The following is a 19,388-nucleotide window of genomic DNA, read 5'->3' on the forward strand; positions in this document are numbered from 1 at the left end:
TCACCGCGAACCCCTATGGCCGAGGTTTCACAACCCCTATGACCGAGGAGGGCGGCGGTTCAGCCCTCGATCCCGATGGCCTGCTTGGGGCACATCCTGGCCGCTTCCTCGACCTTGCCGCGGAGGTCCTCCGGGGGCTCCTCCTGGAGCACGTAGAGGTAGTCGTCGTCGCGGACCTCGAACACCTCGGGGAGGATGCCCATGCAGACGGCATTGCTCTCGCAGCGGTCGAAGTCGACGTTCACACGCATTGCTGCTCCTCGCTCGTCGGTCCGGGGCCACGAGCCTATTCGAGCCCCGCCCGTCCCGGCGCGGTGCGGTCCCGCCGGGACGGCCGCCGTCGGAAAAAGGCCCCGCTACCCGGCGGCGAACCTGTCGGTCGCCTCGATCAGGTGGTGCAGGATGCCCGGCTCGTTGAACGCGTGCCCCGCGTCGTCCACCAGGTGGAACTCCGCCTCCGGCCAGGCCCTGTGCAGGTCGAACGCCGTCTTGGCCGGTGTGCAGACGTCGTAGCGCCCTTGCACGATGACCCCCGGGACGGAGCGCAGCTTGTCGGCGTTCTCGATGAGCTGGCCGGGCGTGAAGAAGCCGCCGTGCACGAAGAAGTGGTTCTCGATCCGGGCGAAGGCCAGGGCGTAGGCCGGCTCGGCGTGGTTGGTGCGCAGCGCCTCGTCGGGCATGAGCGTGACGGTGGAGCCCTCCCAGACGCTCCACGCCTGCGCCGCCGCCAGCCGCACCGCCGGGTCCGGGGAGTTCAGCCGCTCGGCGTAGGCGCCGATGAGGTCGTCGCGCTCCTCCTCGGGGATCGGCGCGAGGTAGGACTCCCACAGGTCGGGGAAGAGGAACGAGGCCCCGCTCTGGTAGAACCAGCGCAGCTCCTCGTTGCGCAGCGTGAAGATGCCGCGCAGGATCAGCTCGCTGACCCGCTCGGGGTGCTCCTCGGCGTAGGCGAGGGCCAGGGCGCTGCCCCACGAGCCGCCGAAGACCTGCCACCGCTCCGCACCGGTCATCCGGCGCAGCCGCTCGATGTCCTCCACGAGATTCCACGTCGTGTTGGCGTGCAGCTCGGTGTCCATCCGCCCGGCGTGCGGCGTGCTGCGCCCGCAGTTGCGCTGGTCGAACAGCAGGATCCGGTAGCGCTCGGGGTCGAAGAGGCGCCGGTGGTCGGGCGAGCAGCCCCCGCCCGGGCCTCCATGCAGGAAGACCACGGGCTTTCCGGCCGGATTGCCGCAGAGCTCCCAGTAGATCCGGTTCCCGTCACCGGCATCGAGCATCCCGCTGTCATACGGCTCGATGGGCGGATACAGCGTGCGCATGGAGGAGCGCCCTTCTTTCAACGAGGCTGTCGGTCGTGCAAGGGGCCGGGCGGCGAGGCGGGCCGGTGCCGGGAGCGGCGGGGAGCGGGCCGGGCCGTCCGGGCGGCTCGGCCCCCTTTCGGCCGGGGATCTCCCGCGGCGCCGGTCAGCGCCTCGTCGCGCGAGCGGCCGAGTTCACGCGAGCGGCCACGGGGGTCCCGGCTCGGACGGTGCCGGGGACACCCGATCTCTGCGCGCTGTCCGGAGGCAGCGGTCCGGGGCTCTCTCGCGGTCTTCGTCTCCGAGGGCCCTGACCGCCGCGCAACTCGTCCACCGGCCCAATCCTAGAGGTCGATCATGAACCGAACCGTCCGTTCGGACGCCGTCCGCGGACGCTGCCTGCACGAATGACCCCGAGCACACTCCAGGGCCCGAAGGAGGCGCCGGAGGGGTCGGGGCGTTAGGGTGCTGAATGGGCCATCGGAGAGGGATGAAGGAAGACATGACGAGCACCAACGACACCCGCGTCGTCAGCTACCAGCCGCTCATCGCGCCGCAGGACATCCTCGCCGAGCTGCCGATGGGGCCGGAGCGCACCGCTCTCGTGGAGGACGCCCGCGCCGAGGTCAAGCGCGTCCTCGACGGCGCGGACGACCGGCTGCTGGTGGTGGTCGGCCCGTGCTCGGTGCACGACCCCGCCTCGGCCCTGGACTACGCGCGCCGGCTGAAGGCGCTCATCCCGGCCGTCAGCGGCGAGCTGTGCGTGGTCATGCGGGTGTACTTCGAGAAGCCCCGCACCACCCTGGGATGGAAGGGCCTCATCAACGACCCGGGCCTGGACGACAGCTACGACGTGCACCGCGGCCTGCGCACCGCCCGCAAGCTGCTGCTCGACATCGGCTCGCTGGGCGTCCCCGCCGGCACCGAGTTCCTCGACCCGATCACCCCGCAGTACATCGCCGACGCCGTGGCCTGGGGCGCCATCGGGGCCCGCACCACCGAGAGCCAGGTGCACCGCCAGCTCGGCAGCGGCCTGAGCATGCCGGTGGGCTTCAAGAACGGCACCGACGGCGACGTCCAGGTCGCGGTCGACGCCTGCGGCGCCTCCGCCGCCTCCCACACCTTCTTCGGCGTCGACCCCCACGGCGCCGGCGCGGTCGTCGTCACCTCCGGCAACCCCGATTGCCACGTCATCCTGCGCGGCGGCCGCTCCGGCCCCAACTTCGACGCCGAGAGCGTCGGCGCGGCGCTGGACGTGGTGGGTTCCGCCGGCCTGCCGCGCCGCCTGATGATCGACGCCAGCCACGCCAACAGCGGCAAGGACCACCGCCGCCAGCCCGGCGTCGCCGAGTCGATCGGCGCCCAGATCGCCGAGGGCCAGACCGGCATCATCGGCGTCATGCTGGAGAGCTTCATCGTCGAGGGCGCGCAGAAGCTCGGCGCCCCGGCCGACCTCACCTACGGCCAGAGCATCACCGACACGTGCATGAGCTGGGAGACCACCGAGGGCGTCCTGCAGGGACTGGCCGAGGCCGTGCGGCGGCGCCGCAAGGCCGTCCAGGCCCCCGCCCGGTAGCGCCCGAGCGGCACCGGGCCGCGCGGCGGTCGAGGTGCGGTCCTGGGCTCGCCCGGGTCGCGCTGCTAGGCTTGGGCACCAGTCGCCGACCCCGTACGGGAGAGTGCCCGCGCAAGCCAGCGCGGGCCGCCGAAGGAGCAATTCCTCCCCAGAGAACCTCTCAGGCGCGCCGGACCGTACGGGCGAGACCACTCTGGAAAGCAGGGGACCGCGTCCCCTCGCCGAAGGTGCAAGCCGCGCCCGCGCGCACGGTGAAGCTCTCAGGCACCGATGACAGAGGGGGAGGACGCCTGTGGAACATCGACGTCCATCCTCATCGGGAGTGCTCATGACAGCGTCTTCCAATTCGCCCGCCGAACCCCGCCGGACCCCGCTGCACGAGGTCCACGAGCGGCTCGGGGCGAACCTGGTCGACTTCGCCGGCTGGCTGATGCCGCTGCGCTACGGCAGCGAGAGCGCGGAGCACCGGGCCGTCCGCGAGACCGCAGGCCTGTTCGACCTGTCCCACATGGGCGAACTCCTGGTCACCGGTCCGCAGGCCGCGGAGTTCCTGGACCGGGCGCTGGTCGGGCACCTGTCCGCGGTCACCGTCGGCCGGGCGCGCTACACGATGATCACCGCCGAGGACGGCGGCGTCCTGGACGACCTGATCGTCTACCGGCTGGCCGAGGAGGAGTACCTCGTCGTCGCCAACGCCGCCAACAGCGACACCGTGTTCGCCGCGCTGACCGAGCGCGCCGCCGGCCTCGACGCCCGGATCGCCGACCGGTCGGCCGAGTACGCGCTGATCGCGCTCCAGGGCCCCAAGGCCGTCGAGATCCTGGCCCCGCTGACCGACGCCGACCTGTCCGGCATCAAGTACTACGCCGGCTACCGGCACACCGTCGCCGGACTGCCGGTGCTGCTCGCCCGCACCGGCTACACCGGTGAGGACGGCTTCGAGATCTTCATCAACCCCGGCACCGGGGCCGCCGCCGTCTGGGAGGCGCTGACCAAGGCCGGCGAGCCGCACGGCCTGCTGCCGGCCGGCCTGTCGGCGCGCGACACGCTGCGCCTGGAGGCCGGCATGCCGCTGTACGGCAACGAGCTGAGCGCCGACGTCACCCCCTACGAGGCCGGCCTGGGCCGCGTCGTCAAGCTGGACAAGCCCGGCGACTTCGTGGGCCGGGAGGCCCTGGCCGCGCGCGCCGAGAGCGGGCCGACCCGCAGACTGGTGGGACTGACCGGCCGCGGTCGGCGCGTTCCCCGGCAGGGATACGCCGTCATGCGCGACGATCAGCGGGTCGGCGTGGTCACCAGCGGTGCGCCCTCCCCGACACTGGGCAGGCCCGTCGCCGTGGCCTACGTCGACGCCGACACCGACACCACCACCGGCTCCTTCGCCGTGGACGTGCGCGGCCGCGCCGAAGCCGTCGACGTGGTGGAACTGCCGTTCTACAAGCGCGGGCGCTGACCGGGGTCCGGCGCCCGCACGGCGGGCGGCGTTTCCCGGCCCCGGGCGGCCCCGCGCAGCGGCGGCGGTCATCGTTGCTGGATAATGAGAAACCTCCTGGAGAGTTGAATTGAGCGTTCCCGCGGAGCTGGGTTACACGAACGAGCACGAGTGGGTGGCCGTCAAGGACGGCGTCGCCACCATCGGCATCACGGCGTACGCGGCCGAGGCGCTGGGCGACATCGTCTACCTCGAGCCCCCAGAGGTCGGCGCGACCGTCGCGGCGGGTGACACCTGCGGCGAGGTCGAGTCCACCAAGTCGGTCAGCGACATCTACTCCCCCGTCAACGGGGAGGTCATCGACGTCAACCGCGCCGCGGTCGACGAGCCCGAGGTGATCGGCACCGACCCCTTCGGCCAGGGGTGGCTGTTCAAGGTCGAGCTCGCGGACGAACCCGCTGATCTGCTCACCCCGGAGCAGTACACGCAGCTCACCGAAGGCGAAGGTTAATCGGATGGCATCTGAGACCAACCTGCTCAACCAGTCACTCGAACAGCTCGACCCCGAGGTCGCGGCCGTCGTCGGAGCCGAGCTGGGGCGCCAGCGCGACACCCTGGAGATGATCGCCTCGGAGAACTTCGCGCCGCAGGCGGTCCTGGAGGCCCAGGGCACGGTGCTCACCAACAAGTACGCCGAGGGCTACCCCGGTCGGCGCTACTACGGCGGCTGCGAGCACGTCGACGTCGTCGAGCAGCTCGCCATCGACCGCGCCAAGGCGCTGTTCGGCGCCGAGCACGCCAACGTCCAGCCGCACTCGGGCGCGCAGGCCAACACCGCGGTGTACTTCGCCCTGCTCAAGCCGGGCGACACCATCCTCGGCCTGGACCTGGCGCACGGCGGGCACCTCACCCACGGCATGCGGATCAACTACTCCGGCAAGATCCTCAACGCCGTCGCCTACCACGTCCGCGACTCCGACGGCACGGTCGACTACGACGAGGTCGAGTCGCTGGCCAAGGAGCACCAGCCGAAGATGATCGTCGCCGGCTGGTCGGCCTACCCGCGCCAGTTGGACTTCGCCCGGTTCCGTGCGATCGCCGACCAGGTGGGCGCGGTGCTCATGGTCGACATGGCGCACTTCGCCGGCCTGGTGGCCACCGGGCTGCACCCCAACCCGGTGCCCTACGCCGACGTGGTCACCACCACCACGCACAAGACGCTGGGCGGTCCCCGCGGCGGGCTGATCCTCGCCAAGGAGGAGTACGGCAAGAAGATCAACTCCGCGGTCTTCCCCGGCATGCAGGGCGGCCCGCTGGAGCACGTGATCGCGGCCAAGGCCGTGGCGCTGAAGGTCGCGGCCGGCGAGGAGTTCGCCGACCGCCAGCGGCGCACCGTCGCCGGCGCCAAGATCCTGGCCGAGCGGCTGACCCGGCCCGACGCCACCGAGGCCGGCGTGAACGTGCTGACCGGCGGCACCGACGTGCACCTGGTCCTGGTGGACCTGCGCGAGTCCGAGCTCAACGGCCAGGACGCCGAGGACCGGCTGCACGAGATCGGCATCACGGTCAACCGCAACGCCGTCCCCAACGACCCGCGGCCGCCCATGGTCACCTCCGGCCTGCGCATCGGCACGCCGGCCCTGGCCACCCGCGGCTTCGACGAGGACGACTTCACCGAGGTCTCCGACATCATCGCGGCCGCGCTGAAGCCGGAGTACGACGCCGAGGCGCTGCGCGCACGCGTGCGTTCGCTCGCGGACAGGCATCCGCTGTACCCGAACCTGTAGGGGCGCCGCGGCGCCGCTCCAGGCGCCGGGGCCCCGCTGGCCGAGGGCAGGCGGATCCATCCGTGGCCGGACCGCACGCCGACGCGACCGGGGCCGCCCGACGACGAGGTCGGGCGGCCGAGGCACCGGAGCGCGGGCGCGCGCTCCGGCCACATCCGTCCATACCGCCGAACCGCCGGCCCTTCCGCGCGGTTCGGGCATCCCTGTACTCGACGAGGAGGGCAGGAATCCCATGGCCATCAGCGTCTTCGATCTGTTCAAGGTCGGCATCGGCCCGTCCAGCTCGCACACCGTGGGCCCGATGAAGGCCGCGCGCACGTTCGTCGCCGGGCTGCGGCGGGACGGCGCGCTGGAGCGCGTCGGGAGCGTGCGCGCCGAGCTGTACGGCTCACTCGCGCTCACCGGCAAGGGCCACGGCAGCGACACCGCCGTCATCCTCGGCTTGCTCGGCGAGACGCCCGAGGACGTCGACGTCGACGCGGTGCCGCGGCTGCTGGAGCAGGTCCGCCGCGACGGGCGGCTGCTGCTCGACGGCGAGCGCGCCATCGCCTTCGACCCGGGCGCCGACGTCGACTTCCGCCGCAAGGAGAGCCTGCCCGGCCACCCCAACGGCATGCGGTTCCGCGCGTTCGACGCCGAGGGCGCCGAGCTGCGCTCCACGGTCTACTACTCGGTCGGCGGCGGCTTCGTGGTCGACGAGCAGGCGGCGGGCGCCGACCGCATCAAGGCCGACGACACCTCGCTGCCCCATCCGTTCGGCACAGCGGCCGAGCTGCTGGAGCTGTGCCGGGAGACCGGGATGTCGATGAGCTCGATCATGCTCGCCAACGAGCAGGCGTTCGGCCGCACCGCCGGGCAGGTGCGCTCGGAGCTGCTGGAGATCTGGCGGGTGATGCGCCAATGCGTGCGGCGCGGGGTGACCACCGAGGGCACGCTGCCCGGCGGGTTGAAGGTGCCGCGGCGCGCGCACCGGCTCTACCGCCAGCTCGGCGGGGCCTGCGACGCGGCGGGACTGGCCAAGCCCGACCTCACCGACCTCAGCGACCCCATGCGCGGCAGCGACTGGGTGACGCTGTACGCGCTGGCCGTCAACGAGGAGAACGCGGCGGGTGGGCGCGTGGTGACCGCGCCCACCAACGGCGCGGCCGGCATCGTCCCGGCGGTGCTGCACTACTACCTGCACTTCGCCCAGGGCGCGAGCGACGAGGGCGTCGTTCGCTTCCTGCTCACGGCCGGCGCCATCGGCATCCTGTTCAAGGAGAACGCCTCGATCTCCGGCGCGGAGGTCGGCTGCCAGGGCGAGGTCGGTTCGGCCTCGTCGATGGCGGCCGGCGGGCTGGCCGAGGCGCTGGGCGGCACGCCCGAGCAGGTGGAGAACGCCGCAGAGATCGCGATGGAGCACAACCTCGGCCTGACCTGCGACCCCATCGGCGGCCTGGTGCAGGTGCCGTGCATCGAGCGCAACGCGCTGGCGTCGGTGAAGGCGATCAGCGCCGCCAAGATCGCGCTGCGCGGCGACGGCCACCACTTCGTGTCCCTGGACAAGGCCATCAGAACAATGAGGGACACCGGCCGCGACATGATGGACAAGTACAAGGAGACCAGCCGCGGCGGCCTGGCCGTCAACGTCATCGAGTGCTGAAGGGCTGCCTCACCGTATGTCGGTTCCGGTTCGGTGGAACGTGCACAGGGCGACCGCGATCCCGGCGATGTCGTACAGCTCGCCTGTAGTGACATCGAGAACGAACCGCTCCGCCCGCTCCTCGTCGACGGGATCGATCAGCGGAGCTCCGTTGACCTCCAGGAAGGTGGCCGCACAGTTCCAGGCGGCCCGTTTGTCGCCGTCTACGAACACGTGGTTCCGGGCCAGGGACTGCATGAGCGCCGCCCCTTTCTCGAAGAGCCCGGGATAATGCTCCACACCGAACGATGAAGAGCGCGGCCGATGCACCGCGCTCTCCAACAGGCCGTAATCACGGACGACCGCGTCACCCTGACCGTTCTGGCGTAGCGCCAGGGTGGTGATGTCGACCACCAAGTCCACGCTCAGGTAGATGATGGATCCAGACGTCATCTACTGGGCGAGCCTCCTGTTCAGGCCAGACGAGACACGGGCCACCCGGGCAGCCACTTCCATGACATGGCGCCGATGCACGCTGGCAAGGACACTGGTCCGAGCCAGTTTCTTGACGCTGGTCTGCTCCGCAGCGGCGGCCTGGCGGATCTGCTCCATCTCTTCTTCGGTGAACTCGATGTTGAGCGCGGGCATGCCCTCACCCCCAATTGGTACCGGTTCTGGTACCAGAATACCCGAACACCCAGGGCCATCACACATAGAGATGCGGTATGAACCGACCCCGCTTGGAAAAGCCGATCCCAGAGGTCTTGTGGATTCGTATCACTCGCCGAGCCGGCAAAACCATGGGGGATACCGGCCGTGCCATATCGGCCGAGCCGGCGCCTTCGACGCCCGGCCTCGGGTCGACCGGTACGAGTATGCGCCATCGACTTTCCGGTCTTCGACAGCGGTGGTGCTCACAGAGGCCGCCGGCTCTCCGCGTCACCGCTGGAGGACGGCCGGGTCCATGTACATGACCTCCCAGAGGTGGCCGTCGACGTCCTGGAAGCTCCAGCCGTACATGCCGTCCTGGTCGATGGGGTCGTTGGACGGGCGCCCTCCGGCCGCGAGGGCCTTGTTGACCAGGTCGTCCACCTCTGCCCGGCTCTCGGCGGACAGCGCGATGATGGCCTCGGTCTGGGTGGAGGCGTCGCAGACCGCCTTCTTGGTGAAGCTCGCGAAGAACTCCTCGACGAGCAGCATCGCGAAGATGTCGTCACTGATGATCATGCACGCGGCGTTGTCGTCGGTGAACTGGGGATCGAACGCGAAACCGAGTTTCGCGAAGAAGTCCATGGACTTCCTGAGATCCTTGACGGGCAGGTTCACGAAGATTTTCTTAGCCATGCCGTGAAGGTAACAGGGGCGTGTGACAGTCCTCACCGAACCGGGCGCGGCGCGCCGCTCGATTCCCCGGATTCCGGAGGCGGGGCCTCGGACTCCGGCGCCGCGGAGAGGGACCGGCCGGGGCGGCCGGGGCCGGTCAGGCCCGCTGCGGCGTGGGACGGCCCTGGAGCAGCAGCCGTTCGCGCTGTTCGTCGGTCTCCAGCGGGCAGGAGGCGCACTTGACTCCGCCGTAGCGGTAGTAGAAACAGCACCCGCCGCGCACCAGGAACACCCGCTCGGCGCGCTCGGGCAGCCGGTCGGGCAGCACCAGCGGGAACGGGCGCTGCCTGGCGATCATCCGGGGCGCGTCGGAGTTGATCAGCTCCGCCATCCGCGCGGCGCGCAGCCAGGCCGCCCGCTGGTCGTGGCCGACCTCCCCCGCGGCGAGCAGCAGCGCCCAGTGGACGCCGTCGGCCACCATGCTCCACTGCTGTCGGGTTCCGTAGCGGATCACCGCGCGCACGGCCGCGACCACCGGCTCCAGTGCGGCCACCACCGAGCTCATGAACCACCGGTCCAGCTCGTTCTCGTCGGCCACCACCGTGACCCCGGGGCGGTGCGCCATCGGATCGCCGGGAAGGACCGCGACGTCGGGTCGGCGCAGCGCCAGCCGGTCCAGCCGTCCGCCCTCGCCGGCGCGCACCCACAGCCGCCGCGCCGCCATCTGCGGCGCGCGACCGGTCAGGTAGGCCGTTCCCGCGGCGAACGCCACGAGCTGGCGGCCCAGGTCCGCGGCGAAGATCGCGGCCGCGGAGGTGCGGTGCCCCCGGCAGGTCCCCTCCTCCAGGCCGGCCAGCAGCTCGGGAACGCGCTCGGCGATCCGGTCGCCGCGCACCCACTCCGGCCCGAAGGGGTCGGAGTCGCCGGCGCCCAGCAGGTCGACCTTGACGTGGAGGTCGCGCTCGTTGACCCACTGCACGACGCCGGCCAGCGGATGGCAAGTCGGCACGGGCTCCCCCAACCGGACGACAATCGAACTATAGGCAAGCCTATCCTCAGTCTTGATCGACCCGGAATGCCGGGGCCGCGATCGACCCGGCGCGGACACTCCGCGTTCCCCATCAATTCAATAGGAAATCGGGCGGGGCCTCCGGTAACGTGAAGGCGGCACTGCACGGGGCTGCGAAGAGGCGAGGGGAAACGCGTGGGCAAGCGGCTGGTTCTGTGGGACATCGACAAGACCCTGCTGGACGTCGACCGGATCGGCTTCGAGGTCTTCTCGACGGCGTTCGCCGCGTTCAGCGGGCTGACCGACCACATCGACACCCGGGGCCCCGGCCGCACCGAATGGCAGTGGTTCAACGAGACCTGCGAGGCCAACGGACTGCAGGGCCGGGCGGGAGAGTTCGCGCTCTTCCTGGAGGCCCAGGACGCGGAGTTCACCCGCAGGGCCGATGAGCTGACCGCGCGCGGCCGGATCCTGCCCGGGGCGCAGGAGGCGCTGCGGCGCTGCGCCGACGACCCCGACGTCGTCTCCTCCCTGCTCACCGGCAACACCCGCGCCAACGCCCTGCGCAAGCTGAGCGCGTTCGGCCTGGACCACCTGGTCGACATCGGGCTCGGCGGCTACGGCGACGACCACTGGGACCGTCCCCGACTGGTCGGCATCGCCCGCGAGCGCGTGTACGAGGCGACCGGGGTCCAGTTCACCCCCGACACCACGGTGCTCGTCGGCGACGCCCCCAACGACGTCCGCGCGGCCCGCGAGGGCGGCGCCCGCATCGTCGCCGTGGCCACCGGCATCAGCGACGCGGCGGCCTTGCGCGCCGCGGGCGCGGCCACCGTGCTGCCCGACCTCTCCGACACCGGCGCGGTGCTGGAGGCGGTGCTGGGCTAGATGTGTTGTTCGGTGAGGTTGGTGAGAGCGCGGCGCCGGAGGCTCCCCCCGAAGTCCTCCGGCGCCGCTCATCCACTATGGCTCTTGTCAGGCGGGTTCCCGCCGGGGATTCTTCGGCGGCGCGGTCATCGACATGCGGATCACCGCGGGCAGCCTCTCCAACTCCAGCGCCGTGCGCAGGTTCTCCAGCGCCTCCGACCGCACCCGCCGCCACACCGCGGCCGCGTCGGCGTCGTCGTTGAGCGTCAGGTCCAGGCGCAGGTGCGGCCGCACGCTGGACTCCGTCATGCGGGCGCGCGCCCGGCGCACGCCGGGGTAGTCGCCCACCTCGTCCTCGAAGACCCCTCGGGCCGCGCCGGCCGACAGCTCGGTCGTGCCGGAGGCCGGGTCGGGTTCCATCCGCAGCCGCGCCACCGCGTCGGTCCGGCCCTGCACGATCAGCCACCGCAGCGCCAGCAGCGCGACGAGCACGGCGACCGCGGCGGCGACGTAGGGCACCCACGGCCGCTGGAGCTGACCGGCCGCGGCGTCACTGAGCAGCGTCGCGCGGGCCAGGCCCGCCCCGAACACCCCGAGGCCCGTGGCCAGCGCCGCCGCACCGCAGGCCAGGAACGGTAAACCCAGGACGGCCAGCCCCCAGCGGTTGCCGCGCGCGGATTTGCGCGCCCTGCTTCCCAACGTCATCAGACATCACGCCTTCGCGTACCGTACCTGCGTCCGTACCTTCAGTTCGCGCACGGGCGCCAGCTCGGCCACCCGCTGCCGCACCGCCGAGCGCACCTGCTCCGGCAGCTCCTCGTCGCGGCGCAGCTCCGTGTGGGCCCGCACCTTGACGCGGCTGCGCCCCACCTTGACGTGGGCGGAGCGCACGCCGTCGACGTCGCACGCCGCCGCGGCCAGCGCCCGGCGCAGCCCCGACTTCGACAGGCCCACCACCAGGTTCGGGTCTTCGGTGCGCAGGGCGGTCCAGCGCCCCCGCCCCGGCACCAGCGCCAACGAGATCAGCACCAGCCCGATCAGCGCGAGCACCCCGGAGGCGACCTGGACGGTGGGATCGCTCCAGCGGGCGCCGCCCGCGTAGCCGGCCGCCCGTTCGAACGGCAGCAGCCGCAGCGGGCTGCCCACGAGCGCCGAGATCACCTCGGCCGCGGCCAGGCCGGCCACCACCATGAGGAGCGCCCCGGCGATGAACGCCGGCCAGGAGCGGTACGGCCGGAAGGTGTGGACGGCCACGCGCCGCGCTCTCCTGGCGACGCCCGGATCCGGCCGGCTCAACGCCTCTTCCACCGTGGTCATGTCCTCTTCTTCCCCTCCCTCGAAAAATCGGCCGGTGCGCCCGCGAACGCTTAGGAGATGCGTCCGTCACGCACCAGTTCCGTCACCTCGATGTCGATGTGGCGGACCGCCAGCCCGGTGAGGACCTCGACCTTCTCGCGCACGTGCTCGCGCACCTCACGGGTCGCCCCGCGCAGCGGTTCGGGGTAGTGCACGGCGATGCCCAGGCGCAGCGTCACCACGTTGCCGTCCGACCTCGCCTGCGCCCTGGCCGGCCGGGTCCCGCTCCCCAGCAGCGCGCCGAGCCGGCGGTGCACGTCCCGGGTGCCGCCGACCTCGGCCGCCGCTCGCACGGCGATCTTGGCGATGACGGCGTCGGGGATGACGGTGCGTCCGCGCTCCTCCACGGGGCCGGTGCGCGTCCGCTGCTGCGGCACCGCTGCGGGCGGCGCGATACTCGTGCTCATTCCTCGTTCCTCGCCAACGTCGTCAGTTGCGCCGGGTGAACAGCTCTGCGAGGTCGATCTCCCCCTCGAAGGCGCGTCCGGCCAGGAAGCCGAGCAGCCCGAGCACCAGCACCAGCGCGAACGCCCCGAACCCGCCGAAAGCCCCGGCGAGTCCCAACACCGACCCGAAGGCCAGTCCCGCGATCGGCCACATGACCATTCCTCCTCACTGGTAGAGCCGCCGGCGCGGTCAGCGCAGCCGGCGCGCCCGTGCGCGGCGGCGGCTGCGGCGCCGCACCGCCTCGGCGATCCATCCGACGGGCCCGCGCGGCGCGCGGTGGACGCCGATCTCGCCCGCACCGCCCCCGGGCGGCCGCGGGCAACGACGCCACCGCGCCAGTCCCTCGGCGAACACCTCGGGGTCGCCGCCCCGGTCGGGGTGGTTCTCCAGGGCCCACTCGCGAAAAGCCCGCCGCTCCTCGCTCACTCACCGCTCCTCGTCGGCGGTCCCGGCAGGCCGACCGACACGTCCTCGATGGACACGTGGACGGCGCGGTCCGGCACCATGGGGGCGACCGCCGCCCGGATCTCGGTCGCGATCTCCGGCAGCGGGCGCCCGTAGCGCACGACCACCCCGATCTCCACGGTGTCGGTACGCAGGGCCACCCCGTCGATCCGGCCGCCGGGCACGGGCGTCGCCACCGTGTTGAACGCCCCAGCGGACAGGTCCAGCACGTCGGCGCACGCGCGCACCCGCGCGGCGATCCGCTCGCCGGCCTCTGCTGCGGGGTCTGGGCCGGTCATCTTTTCACTGCACCCGCGGCTCGGTGGAGGCGGCGTCCTCGTCGCCCTCCTCGTCGGGCAGGTGGATGTCGTCGATGGTGATGTTGACCTCGGTGACCTCCAGGCCGGTCATCCGCTCCACACCGCCGATGACGTTGCGCCGCACCGCCGCGGCCAGGTCGGGGATCGCCGCGCCGTACTCCACCACCAGGTCGATGTCGATCGCGGCCTGCCGCTCGCCGACCTCCACCGCGACGCCGCGGGCGGCGTTGCTGGTGCTGGTGGCGCCGGGGATGCGGTCGCGTACCGCGCCGAACGCACGGGCCGTACCGCCGCCCATGCGGTGGACGCCGCCGACCTCGCGGGCGGCCATTCCGGCGATCTTGGCCACGACGTGGTCGGCGATGGAGGTGCGGCCGTTGGCCGTCACGAGTTCGCGCGCCCCCTTGCCGGAGCCGCCGGAGCCGGTCTCGCGAGCGCCGGGCACCGTGGCCTGCGTTTTGGTATCAGTCACTGTTGAACTCCCTTGGCGCTTGGTGTCGGAGCGGGATCGGAGAAGGCGCTGCGGCCGCGCCGACGGCACCGCCGGGCGCTGCCGGGACCGTCCATGATCGCCCCGTTCACGTTTCACTCCCCCGTTCGGGGGCACGTGGTCGATCGCTGAAGTAATGACCACGCTTTCGTCCGTCACAGGTAAAGACACAGCGGAGGTCGACAGCCTCACGCCCCACTGTTTGTGAGCTGGATCACAATCCATACCCACGAAGCGAGGGCGTCACCCCTGCCGCTACCCAATGTAGCTAATCGCCCGCGTAAAGTAATGCCCAGTCGGTGTGAACGAGGAGGCGGCGGACACTGGAAACGCAGGCACATTCGCAGATCTCGGACGCAACGCTGGTGGAACACGCCCAGGACGGCGATACCGACGCCTTCGAACTCCTGGTCCGGCGCCACCAGGACGCCGTCTACCGCATCACCCTGCGCATCCTGGGCGATTCCGGCGACGCCGCCGACGCCGCGCAGGAGGCCCTCGTCACGGCCTGGCGGCAACTGCCGAAGCTGCGGAACACGGCGACGTTCCCGGCGTGGCTGTACCGGATCGCCACCCGCCGCGCCCTGAACCTCACCCGCTCCCGGCACCCCGCGGTCCCGATCGGCGACGATGAGAAGCGACTCCCCGGCCCCGCTGCGGGCCCGGAGCAGCACTCGGTGGCCACCGGCCTGCGGGAGGCCCTCGAACTGGCGCTCGCCGGCCTTCCTCCGCCGCAACGGACGTGCTGGGTCCTTCGCGAACTGGAAGGAATGAGCTATGACGAGATAGCCGAGATCGTCAACGCGACCCCGACCGCCGTACGCGGCCGCATCCACCGCGCCCGTACCCACCTCGTGGAGGCGCTTCACTCATGGCGGTAGAGCCCACTCACGACCGGCTGCCCTGCGGCACCGACAAGGCCGAGCTCATCGAGCACCTGGAGGCCGGAACCCGCACCGAGCACGAGCTCCACTGCCCGCACTGCCGGGCGGTGGAGCGCGACCACGGCGTGCTGGCCGCCGCGCGGGAGGAGCTCGCCGCCGAGGAGGTCTCGGCGCCTCCCCGACTGCTCGGCGACGTCATGCGCGCGGTGCGCGCCGAGCCCCGTTCCCGCAGGACGCTGGCCGTCCCGCCGCACGAGGACGGCCTGACGCGGGTGCGCGAGACCGCGGCGGCCAGGATCCTGCGCCTGGCGGCGGAGCAGGTGTCCGGCCTCAGCGTCGGCCGGTGCGTGATCGGGGAGGAGACCGAGGAGGGCGTCCCCGTGCGCCTCACCGCCCGGATCGAGGCCGGCGCCCCCATCCCCGAGACCGCCGAGGCGGCCCGCCGGGCCGTGCGCGGCGCCGGCCGGAGCCAGCTCGGCTGGAGCATCACGCGGATCGACGTCGACATCGCCGACATCGCCTGAGCCGCCAGATCGTTGACGGGGGTGGAGGACCGTGACCGCAGTCCTCCATTCACCACCGCATGACCCGGGAAGGCTGCCGTCAGCGCGCCGGCGCCGACGACAGCCCCACCAGGTCACCACGGGCTCGGCAGGGACCGGAGACAATCCCGGCCCTCCCCCATAACGATCTAGCGGAAGACCACCGTCTTGGCCCCGTTGAGCAGCACCCGCCGCTCGGCGTGCCAGTTCACCGCCCGCGCCAGGGCGACCGACTCCAGGTCGCGGCCCACGGCGGCGAGCTGCTCCGGGCTGTAGGTGTGGTCGGCCCGCGCGACCTCCTGCTCGATGATCGGCCCCTCGTCGAGGTCGGCGGTGACGTAGTGCGCGGTGGCCCCGATCAGCTTCACGCCGCGCGCGTGCGCCTGGTGGTAGGGGCGCGCGCCCTTGAAGCTCGGCAGGAAGGAGTGGTGGATGTTGATGATGCGCCCGGACATCTTCTGGCAGAGGTCCTCGGAGAGCACCTGCATGTAGCGGGCCAGCACCACGAGGTCGACGTCGTAGGACTCCACCAGGTCCAGCAGCCGCCCTTCCTGGGCGGCCTTGGTCTGCGGCGTCACCGGCAGGTGGTGGAAGTCCAGGCCGTAGGAGTCGGCCAGGAACTCCAGGTCGGGATGGTTGGAGACGACCCCGGCGATCTCCACGTCGAGCAGTCCGCTGCGCTGGCGGTACAGCAGGTCGTTGAGGCAGTGGCCGAACTTGGAGACCATCACCAGCATCCGAGGGCGCGTGTCGCGCCGCCACAGCTCCCAGTCCATGCGGAAGTCGCCGGCCAGCGCCGCGAACGCGCCGCGCAGCGCGTCCTCGCCGACACCGGCGTCCTCGGCGGCGAACTGCACCCGCATGAAGAAGCGCCCCGTGTAGTGGTCACCGTACTGCTGGCTCTCGGTGATGTTGCACCCGTGCCCGGCCAGGAGGTTGGCCACCGCGGCGACGATCCCGCGGCTGTCGGGGCACGACAGGGTCAGCACGTATTCACGATCACTCGTCATTGAAGGGCACCTTTGTGAAAACTCTGCCGAACGGCCGGAACCCCAGGTTAACCGGGGTGCGGCGGCGGAGTGCGGAAAAACCGCGGGATACGGCCGCGACAACAGACGTGAATATTTCTCATGAAATATGGCATGCTCGCAGGCATGAGCAGCGGCTTGAACAGCGGCGTGGACGGTGGCATGAGCAGCCTCTTCGAACGCTACGAGGCGGCGACCGCCGGACTCCGAGCACCGTTCGCCGTCGTCGACCTGGCCGCCTTCCGCGCGAACGCGGCCGACCTCGCCCGCCGCGCCGGCGGCGCGCCCATCCGCGTGGCCAGCAAATCGGTGCGCTGCCGCCACCTCCTGCGCGAAGCCCTCGCCCTGCCCGGCTTCGCCGGGATCATGGCCTACACCCTGCCCGAGGCGCTCTGGCTGGCCGCCGACGGGATCAGCGACGACATCCTCGTCGCCTACCCCACCGTCGATTCGGCCGCCATCGCCCGGCTCGCCGCCGACCCGCGCGCGGCCGAGACCATCACGATCATGGTCGACGACCCCGCCCACCTCGACCGCATCGCCGCGGCGGCCCCCGACCCGGCGCGCCCCATCAAGGTGTGCATCGACGTCGACACCAGTTGGCAGCCGCTCGGCCCGCGACTGCGCATCGGCGCGCACCGCTCCCCCGTCCGCACCCCGGCGCAGGCCGCGGCGCTCGCCCGCGCGATCACCCGCCGACCCGGGCTGCACCTGGACGGGATCATGGCCTATGAGGCCCAGATCGCCGGCGTCGGCGACGCCCCTCCCGGCCGACCGGCCTACGGCCGGGCCCTGCGCTGGGTGCAGAAGAGGTCCCGCCACGAACTCGCCCGCCGACGCGCCGCCATCGTCAGGGCCGTGCGCGCAGTCGCCGACCTGCGCTTCGTCAACGGCGGCGGCACCGGCAGCCTGCACACCACCGCCAGGGAGCGCGCCGTCACCGAGGTCGCCGCCGGCTCCGGCCTCTACCAGCCCCGCCTCTTCGACCACTACAGCGCGTTCGCCGGCCGCCCCGCGGCCCTCTTCGCGCTGCCGGTCGTCCGCCGCCCCGCCCCCGGCGTCGCCACCGCCCTCGGCGGCGGCTACCTCGCCTCCGGCACCGCCGACGCCGCCCGGCTACCCCAGCCCTACCTGCCCGAAGGCCTCTCCTACAGCCCCACCGAGGGCGCAGGCGAGGTCCAGACCCCGCTGCTCGGCGCCGCGGCCGACTCCCTCGCCATCGGCGACCGCGTGTGGCTGCGCCACGCCAAGGCCGGGGAGCTGTGCGAGCACTTCACCGAACTGCACCTCATCGACACCGACGCGGTCACCGCCACCGTCCCCACCTACCGCGGCGAGGGACGGGCGTTCCTGTGACCCGCGCGCCCGCACCACGCGGAGCGGGAGGGGCCGGCCGCCCGGCCCCTCCCGCTCCCGTCCGTCTTCGTGCGGCCTAGCGCCGCTTGCGCCGCCACAGCACGACCAGGCCCACGGCGACGACGACGCCCACCCCGACACCGATCAGCACCGGACCCGACGGCCCCGGACGCATCTCGTAGTCGGTGACGACCTCGCCATCGCCCTTGAGGACGATGCTGCCCTCCGGCGGCTCGACCTCCTGGCTGCTCCTGCGGACCACGCCACTGCCGGAGACCAGCGCCCTGGCCTCCTCGGCCAGGTGCCCGCCGGTGTCGCGCAACCGCCCCCAGCCACGGCGCGCCACGTTGCCCGGCTTGGTCCGATCGCCGATCTCATCGATCGCCCAGGCCAGCCGGGCCTGCACGCGTTCGATCTCCGCCTGCACACTGGCCGGATCCCGACGCATCCCCGCGGGGTCGCGTCCCTCCATACAGCCGCTTCCTTCCGCTACCGCAGGGTCACCTGAGAGGGGTTCTCGGCCGACGCGTCGCGGCCGGCCGATTCGTCAGGCGAGCGCGTGAGATTCAACGCGCCTTCGATTCCATCCACCACGCGGAAGAAGTCCCGAGTGGACAACCACAGTTTATAGACGATCGCGATCTCGAACGCGAGCAGCAAAACGCCCACGGCAACGGTAATCCAGACGATCGAGGCACTCGCGACCGCCCCGGCCACCGGGGCCAGGATGAACACGGCCGTCTGGAACTCGATGCCGCTGACCAGGTGCGTGCGGACCCTGCGCGCCCGCATGAAGTCCCAGAACCGCTGGTACCAGGGGAAACGGCTGCGGAACTCCTGGTGCAGGTCGATCTTGGGCAGCCGGACGTCGGGCTGCTTGCCCGCGTCGCGGTCGTACCTCGTCTCCTTCTCCGTCTGCGTGCGCAGGATCTGCGCCAGGACCGAGATGCCGTGCCGCAGCACCGCCTGCTCGCCCGTGTCGCTCATCGGCCGGCCGTCCGAGTGCGCCTCCTCGGGCTCCAGCATCGACAGCGTGGCCCGCGCCCGCTCCAGCGCACCGGCCAGGTGCGACCGCATCTCCCTGCGCATCTTGTAGACCTGCAGCGCGTTGAGGTAGCGCAGCATGTCGCAGAAGACCACCGCCAGCGCCATCCACACGAACACGACCTCGCCCGTGAGCACGTACTGCCCGCCCATCAGCGCGATCGCGCACACCAGCACCCGGAACCGGTCGAAGACGTAGTCCATCCAGGACCCGAACAGCGACTCCCGGTCGGTCAGCCGCGCGAGCTTGCCGTCCATGCAGTCCAGCAGGAAGCACAGGTAGTACAGCACCGCGCCGGCCAGCAGGAACGGCCACGACCCCAGGGCGAAGCACGCCGCGGCCCCCAGCCCCAGCAGCAGCGCCGCCACCGTCAACTGGTTCGGCGTGACCGACGTGCGGTTGGCCGCCGCCCGGACCAGGCGCAGCGCGATCGGATCGACCGCCCACACCGTCCACCAGGAATCGCGCACCTTGCACGTGCGCTCCTTGACCTCGTCCAAAGTGAAACCGGACATCGCTGGTGAACTCCCAAACCACGAAGCGGGGGGTGTGCTCCGGCCCTGCGC

25 protein-coding genes and 1 riboswitch are annotated in these 19,388 nt (G+C 71.7%); of the genes, 9 read left to right on the forward strand and 16 right to left on the reverse strand.

The genetic code is table 11. The features are described from left to right. Positions 1–59: 59 nt before the first annotated feature. The gene (locus HDA32_RS22135) at positions 60–251 is read right to left on the reverse strand and encodes a ferredoxin (RefSeq protein WP_179645033.1); all 192 of its coding nucleotides are present in this window, start codon (positions 249–251) and stop codon (positions 60–62) included. Between the two features lie 105 nt (positions 252–356). Beyond that, positions 357–1,316, reverse strand: coding sequence for a prolyl aminopeptidase (pip, locus tag HDA32_RS22140; RefSeq protein ID WP_179645034.1), 960 nt, complete (start codon positions 1,314–1,316; stop codon positions 357–359). Positions 1,317–1,797: 481 nt separating this feature from the next. Between pip and HDA32_RS22145 the strand changes: the two genes are divergently transcribed. From HDA32_RS22145 to HDA32_RS22165, 5 genes are all read left to right on the forward strand, one after another. Continuing rightward, on the forward strand, positions 1,798–2,871 hold the full coding sequence (locus tag HDA32_RS22145) for a 3-deoxy-7-phosphoheptulonate synthase (RefSeq protein ID WP_179645035.1): 1,074 nt from the start codon (positions 1,798–1,800) through the stop codon (positions 2,869–2,871). Positions 2,872–2,957: 86 nt separating this feature from the next. Next, a riboswitch (glycine riboswitch) is annotated at positions 2,958–3,058 on the forward strand. 141 nt (positions 3,059–3,199) lie between these two features. Next, the gene (gene gcvT / locus HDA32_RS22150; RefSeq protein WP_179645036.1) at positions 3,200–4,324 is read left to right on the forward strand and encodes a glycine cleavage system aminomethyltransferase GcvT; all 1,125 of its coding nucleotides are present in this window, start codon (positions 3,200–3,202) and stop codon (positions 4,322–4,324) included. Between the two features lie 109 nt (positions 4,325–4,433). After that, positions 4,434–4,814: a glycine cleavage system protein GcvH gene (gene gcvH / locus HDA32_RS22155; RefSeq protein WP_179645037.1), complete on the forward strand. Its 381-nt coding sequence runs from the start codon at positions 4,434–4,436 to the stop codon at positions 4,812–4,814. Between the two features lie 4 nt (positions 4,815–4,818). Beyond that, a complete protein-coding gene (gene glyA, locus HDA32_RS22160) occupies positions 4,819–6,090 on the forward strand; it encodes a serine hydroxymethyltransferase (RefSeq protein WP_179645038.1) in 1,272 nt (423 codons plus the stop codon). A gap of 232 nt (positions 6,091–6,322) precedes the next feature. Continuing rightward, entirely contained in the window at positions 6,323–7,732 is a 1,410-nt protein-coding gene (locus HDA32_RS22165) for an L-serine ammonia-lyase (protein WP_179645039.1), read from the forward strand. A 9-nt stretch (positions 7,733–7,741) separates the two neighbouring features. Here HDA32_RS22165 and HDA32_RS22170 read toward each other — a convergent pair whose 3' ends face one another. The 4 genes from HDA32_RS22170 to HDA32_RS22185 form a co-directional block, all read right to left on the reverse strand. Beyond that, entirely contained in the window at positions 7,742–8,164 is a 423-nt protein-coding gene (locus HDA32_RS22170) for a type II toxin-antitoxin system death-on-curing family toxin (RefSeq protein ID WP_179645040.1), read from the reverse strand. Continuing rightward, complete coding sequence (locus tag HDA32_RS22175; protein ID WP_179645041.1) at positions 8,165–8,359, reverse strand: hypothetical protein; 195 nt, start codon at positions 8,357–8,359, stop codon at positions 8,165–8,167. 291 nt (positions 8,360–8,650) lie between these two features. Further along, positions 8,651–9,055, reverse strand: a complete 405-nt coding sequence (locus HDA32_RS22180; protein ID WP_179645042.1) for a VOC family protein — start codon at positions 9,053–9,055, stop codon at positions 8,651–8,653. 136 nt (positions 9,056–9,191) lie between these two features. Further along, the gene (locus tag HDA32_RS22185; RefSeq protein WP_179645043.1) at positions 9,192–10,043 is read right to left on the reverse strand and encodes a (2Fe-2S)-binding protein; all 852 of its coding nucleotides are present in this window, start codon (positions 10,041–10,043) and stop codon (positions 9,192–9,194) included. Positions 10,044–10,238: 195 nt separating this feature from the next. On the opposite strand from HDA32_RS22185, the gene HDA32_RS22190 reads away from it, so the two are divergent. Further along, complete coding sequence (locus HDA32_RS22190) at positions 10,239–10,931, forward strand: HAD family hydrolase (RefSeq protein ID WP_179645044.1); 693 nt, start codon at positions 10,239–10,241, stop codon at positions 10,929–10,931. Positions 10,932–11,018: 87 nt separating this feature from the next. Here the strand turns inward: HDA32_RS22190 and HDA32_RS22195 are convergent, their stop codons facing one another. Genes HDA32_RS22195 through HDA32_RS22225 form a run of 7 tightly spaced genes read right to left on the reverse strand, consistent with a single transcriptional unit; the run spans position 11,019 to position 13,949 of the window. Beyond that, the gene (locus tag HDA32_RS22195; protein WP_179645045.1) at positions 11,019–11,615 is read right to left on the reverse strand and encodes an alkaline shock response membrane anchor protein AmaP; all 597 of its coding nucleotides are present in this window, start codon (positions 11,613–11,615) and stop codon (positions 11,019–11,021) included. A 6-nt stretch (positions 11,616–11,621) separates the two neighbouring features. Further along, positions 11,622–12,227 (reverse strand): DUF6286 domain-containing protein, encoded by a 606-nt coding sequence (locus HDA32_RS22200; protein ID WP_179645046.1) that lies wholly within the window; start codon positions 12,225–12,227, stop codon positions 11,622–11,624. 50 nt (positions 12,228–12,277) lie between these two features. Then, positions 12,278–12,673: an Asp23/Gls24 family envelope stress response protein gene (locus HDA32_RS22205; protein ID WP_179645047.1), complete on the reverse strand. Its 396-nt coding sequence runs from the start codon at positions 12,671–12,673 to the stop codon at positions 12,278–12,280. Between the two features lie 22 nt (positions 12,674–12,695). Continuing rightward, entirely contained in the window at positions 12,696–12,866 is a 171-nt protein-coding gene (locus HDA32_RS22210) for a hypothetical protein (RefSeq protein WP_179645048.1), read from the reverse strand. Between the two features lie 36 nt (positions 12,867–12,902). Further along, on the reverse strand, positions 12,903–13,139 hold the full coding sequence (locus HDA32_RS22215; protein ID WP_179645049.1) for a hypothetical protein: 237 nt from the start codon (positions 13,137–13,139) through the stop codon (positions 12,903–12,905). Next, complete coding sequence (locus tag HDA32_RS22220) at positions 13,136–13,456, reverse strand: Asp23/Gls24 family envelope stress response protein (protein ID WP_246334454.1); 321 nt, start codon at positions 13,454–13,456, stop codon at positions 13,136–13,138. The genes HDA32_RS22215 and HDA32_RS22220 overlap by 4 nt, the downstream gene beginning before the upstream one ends. A gap of 4 nt (positions 13,457–13,460) precedes the next feature. Continuing rightward, the gene (locus HDA32_RS22225; protein WP_179645050.1) at positions 13,461–13,949 is read right to left on the reverse strand and encodes an Asp23/Gls24 family envelope stress response protein; all 489 of its coding nucleotides are present in this window, start codon (positions 13,947–13,949) and stop codon (positions 13,461–13,463) included. Positions 13,950–14,329: 380 nt separating this feature from the next. Here HDA32_RS22225 and HDA32_RS22230 point away from each other — a divergent pair, with 380 nt between their 5' ends. Then, a complete protein-coding gene (locus HDA32_RS22230; protein WP_246335172.1) occupies positions 14,330–14,848 on the forward strand; it encodes an RNA polymerase sigma factor in 519 nt (172 codons plus the stop codon). After that, entirely contained in the window at positions 14,839–15,375 is a 537-nt protein-coding gene (locus tag HDA32_RS22235) for an Asp23/Gls24 family envelope stress response protein (protein ID WP_179645051.1), read from the forward strand. Before HDA32_RS22230 ends, HDA32_RS22235 begins: the two co-directional genes overlap by 10 nt. A 167-nt stretch (positions 15,376–15,542) precedes the next feature. Here the strand turns inward: HDA32_RS22235 and purU are convergent, their stop codons facing one another. Beyond that, positions 15,543–16,403 carry a formyltetrahydrofolate deformylase gene (purU, locus tag HDA32_RS22240; RefSeq protein ID WP_179645052.1) on the reverse strand — a complete coding sequence of 287 codons (861 nt, stop codon included), beginning with the start codon at positions 16,401–16,403 and terminating at the stop codon, positions 15,543–15,545. Between the two features lie 180 nt (positions 16,404–16,583). Between purU and HDA32_RS22245 the strand changes: the two genes are divergently transcribed. Beyond that, complete coding sequence (locus HDA32_RS22245; protein ID WP_179646874.1) at positions 16,584–17,777, forward strand: amino acid deaminase/aldolase; 1,194 nt, start codon at positions 16,584–16,586, stop codon at positions 17,775–17,777. Positions 17,778–17,853: 76 nt separating this feature from the next. Here the strand turns inward: HDA32_RS22245 and HDA32_RS22250 are convergent, their stop codons facing one another. After that, entirely contained in the window at positions 17,854–18,249 is a 396-nt protein-coding gene (locus HDA32_RS22250) for a DUF3618 domain-containing protein (protein WP_179645053.1), read from the reverse strand. A 17-nt stretch (positions 18,250–18,266) separates the two neighbouring features. Further along, positions 18,267–19,337, reverse strand: coding sequence for a CDP-alcohol phosphatidyltransferase family protein (locus HDA32_RS22255; protein ID WP_179645054.1), 1,071 nt, complete (start codon positions 19,335–19,337; stop codon positions 18,267–18,269). Positions 19,338–19,388 lie beyond the last annotated feature (51 nt).

Source organism: Spinactinospora alkalitolerans (genome assembly GCF_013408795.1).
GTDB lineage: Bacteria > Actinomycetota > Actinomycetes > Streptosporangiales > Streptosporangiaceae > Spinactinospora > Spinactinospora alkalitolerans.

What these genes read in the sequence shown, in the direction of transcription:
- HDA32_RS22135 (WP_179645033.1), bottom strand. Translation starts at nt 251, where the DNA reads ATGCGTGTGAACGTCGACTTCGACCGCTGCGAGAGCAATGCCGTCTGC.
- pip (WP_179645034.1), bottom strand. Translation starts at nt 1,316, where the DNA reads ATGCGCACGCTGTATCCGCCCATCGAGCCGTATGACAGCGGGATGCTC.
- HDA32_RS22145 (WP_179645035.1), top strand. Translation starts at nt 1,798, where the DNA reads ATGACGAGCACCAACGACACCCGCGTCGTCAGCTACCAGCCGCTCATC.
- gcvT (WP_179645036.1), top strand. Translation starts at nt 3,200, where the DNA reads ATGACAGCGTCTTCCAATTCGCCCGCCGAACCCCGCCGGACCCCGCTG.
- glyA (WP_179645038.1), top strand. Translation starts at nt 4,819, where the DNA reads ATGGCATCTGAGACCAACCTGCTCAACCAGTCACTCGAACAGCTCGAC.
- HDA32_RS22165 (WP_179645039.1), top strand. Translation starts at nt 6,323, where the DNA reads ATGGCCATCAGCGTCTTCGATCTGTTCAAGGTCGGCATCGGCCCGTCC.
- HDA32_RS22170 (WP_179645040.1), bottom strand. Translation starts at nt 8,164, where the DNA reads ATGACGTCTGGATCCATCATCTACCTGAGCGTGGACTTGGTGGTCGAC.
- HDA32_RS22175 (WP_179645041.1), bottom strand. Translation starts at nt 8,359, where the DNA reads ATGCCCGCGCTCAACATCGAGTTCACCGAAGAAGAGATGGAGCAGATC.
- HDA32_RS22180 (WP_179645042.1), bottom strand. Translation starts at nt 9,055, where the DNA reads ATGGCTAAGAAAATCTTCGTGAACCTGCCCGTCAAGGATCTCAGGAAG.
- HDA32_RS22195 (WP_179645045.1), bottom strand. Translation starts at nt 11,615, where the DNA reads ATGACGTTGGGAAGCAGGGCGCGCAAATCCGCGCGCGGCAACCGCTGG.
- HDA32_RS22200 (WP_179645046.1), bottom strand. Translation starts at nt 12,227, where the DNA reads ATGACCACGGTGGAAGAGGCGTTGAGCCGGCCGGATCCGGGCGTCGCC.
- HDA32_RS22205 (WP_179645047.1), bottom strand. Translation starts at nt 12,673, where the DNA reads ATGAGCACGAGTATCGCGCCGCCCGCAGCGGTGCCGCAGCAGCGGACG.
- HDA32_RS22210 (WP_179645048.1), bottom strand. Translation starts at nt 12,866, where the DNA reads ATGTGGCCGATCGCGGGACTGGCCTTCGGGTCGGTGTTGGGACTCGCC.
- HDA32_RS22220 (WP_246334454.1), bottom strand. Translation starts at nt 13,456, where the DNA reads ATGACCGGCCCAGACCCCGCAGCAGAGGCCGGCGAGCGGATCGCCGCG.
- HDA32_RS22235 (WP_179645051.1), top strand. Translation starts at nt 14,839, where the DNA reads ATGGCGGTAGAGCCCACTCACGACCGGCTGCCCTGCGGCACCGACAAG.
- purU (WP_179645052.1), bottom strand. Translation starts at nt 16,403, where the DNA reads ATGACGAGTGATCGTGAATACGTGCTGACCCTGTCGTGCCCCGACAGC.
- HDA32_RS22245 (WP_179646874.1), top strand. Translation starts at nt 16,584, where the DNA reads ATGAGCAGCCTCTTCGAACGCTACGAGGCGGCGACCGCCGGACTCCGA.
- HDA32_RS22250 (WP_179645053.1), bottom strand. Translation starts at nt 18,249, where the DNA reads ATGGAGGGACGCGACCCCGCGGGGATGCGTCGGGATCCGGCCAGTGTG.
- HDA32_RS22255 (WP_179645054.1), bottom strand. Translation starts at nt 19,337, where the DNA reads ATGTCCGGTTTCACTTTGGACGAGGTCAAGGAGCGCACGTGCAAGGTG.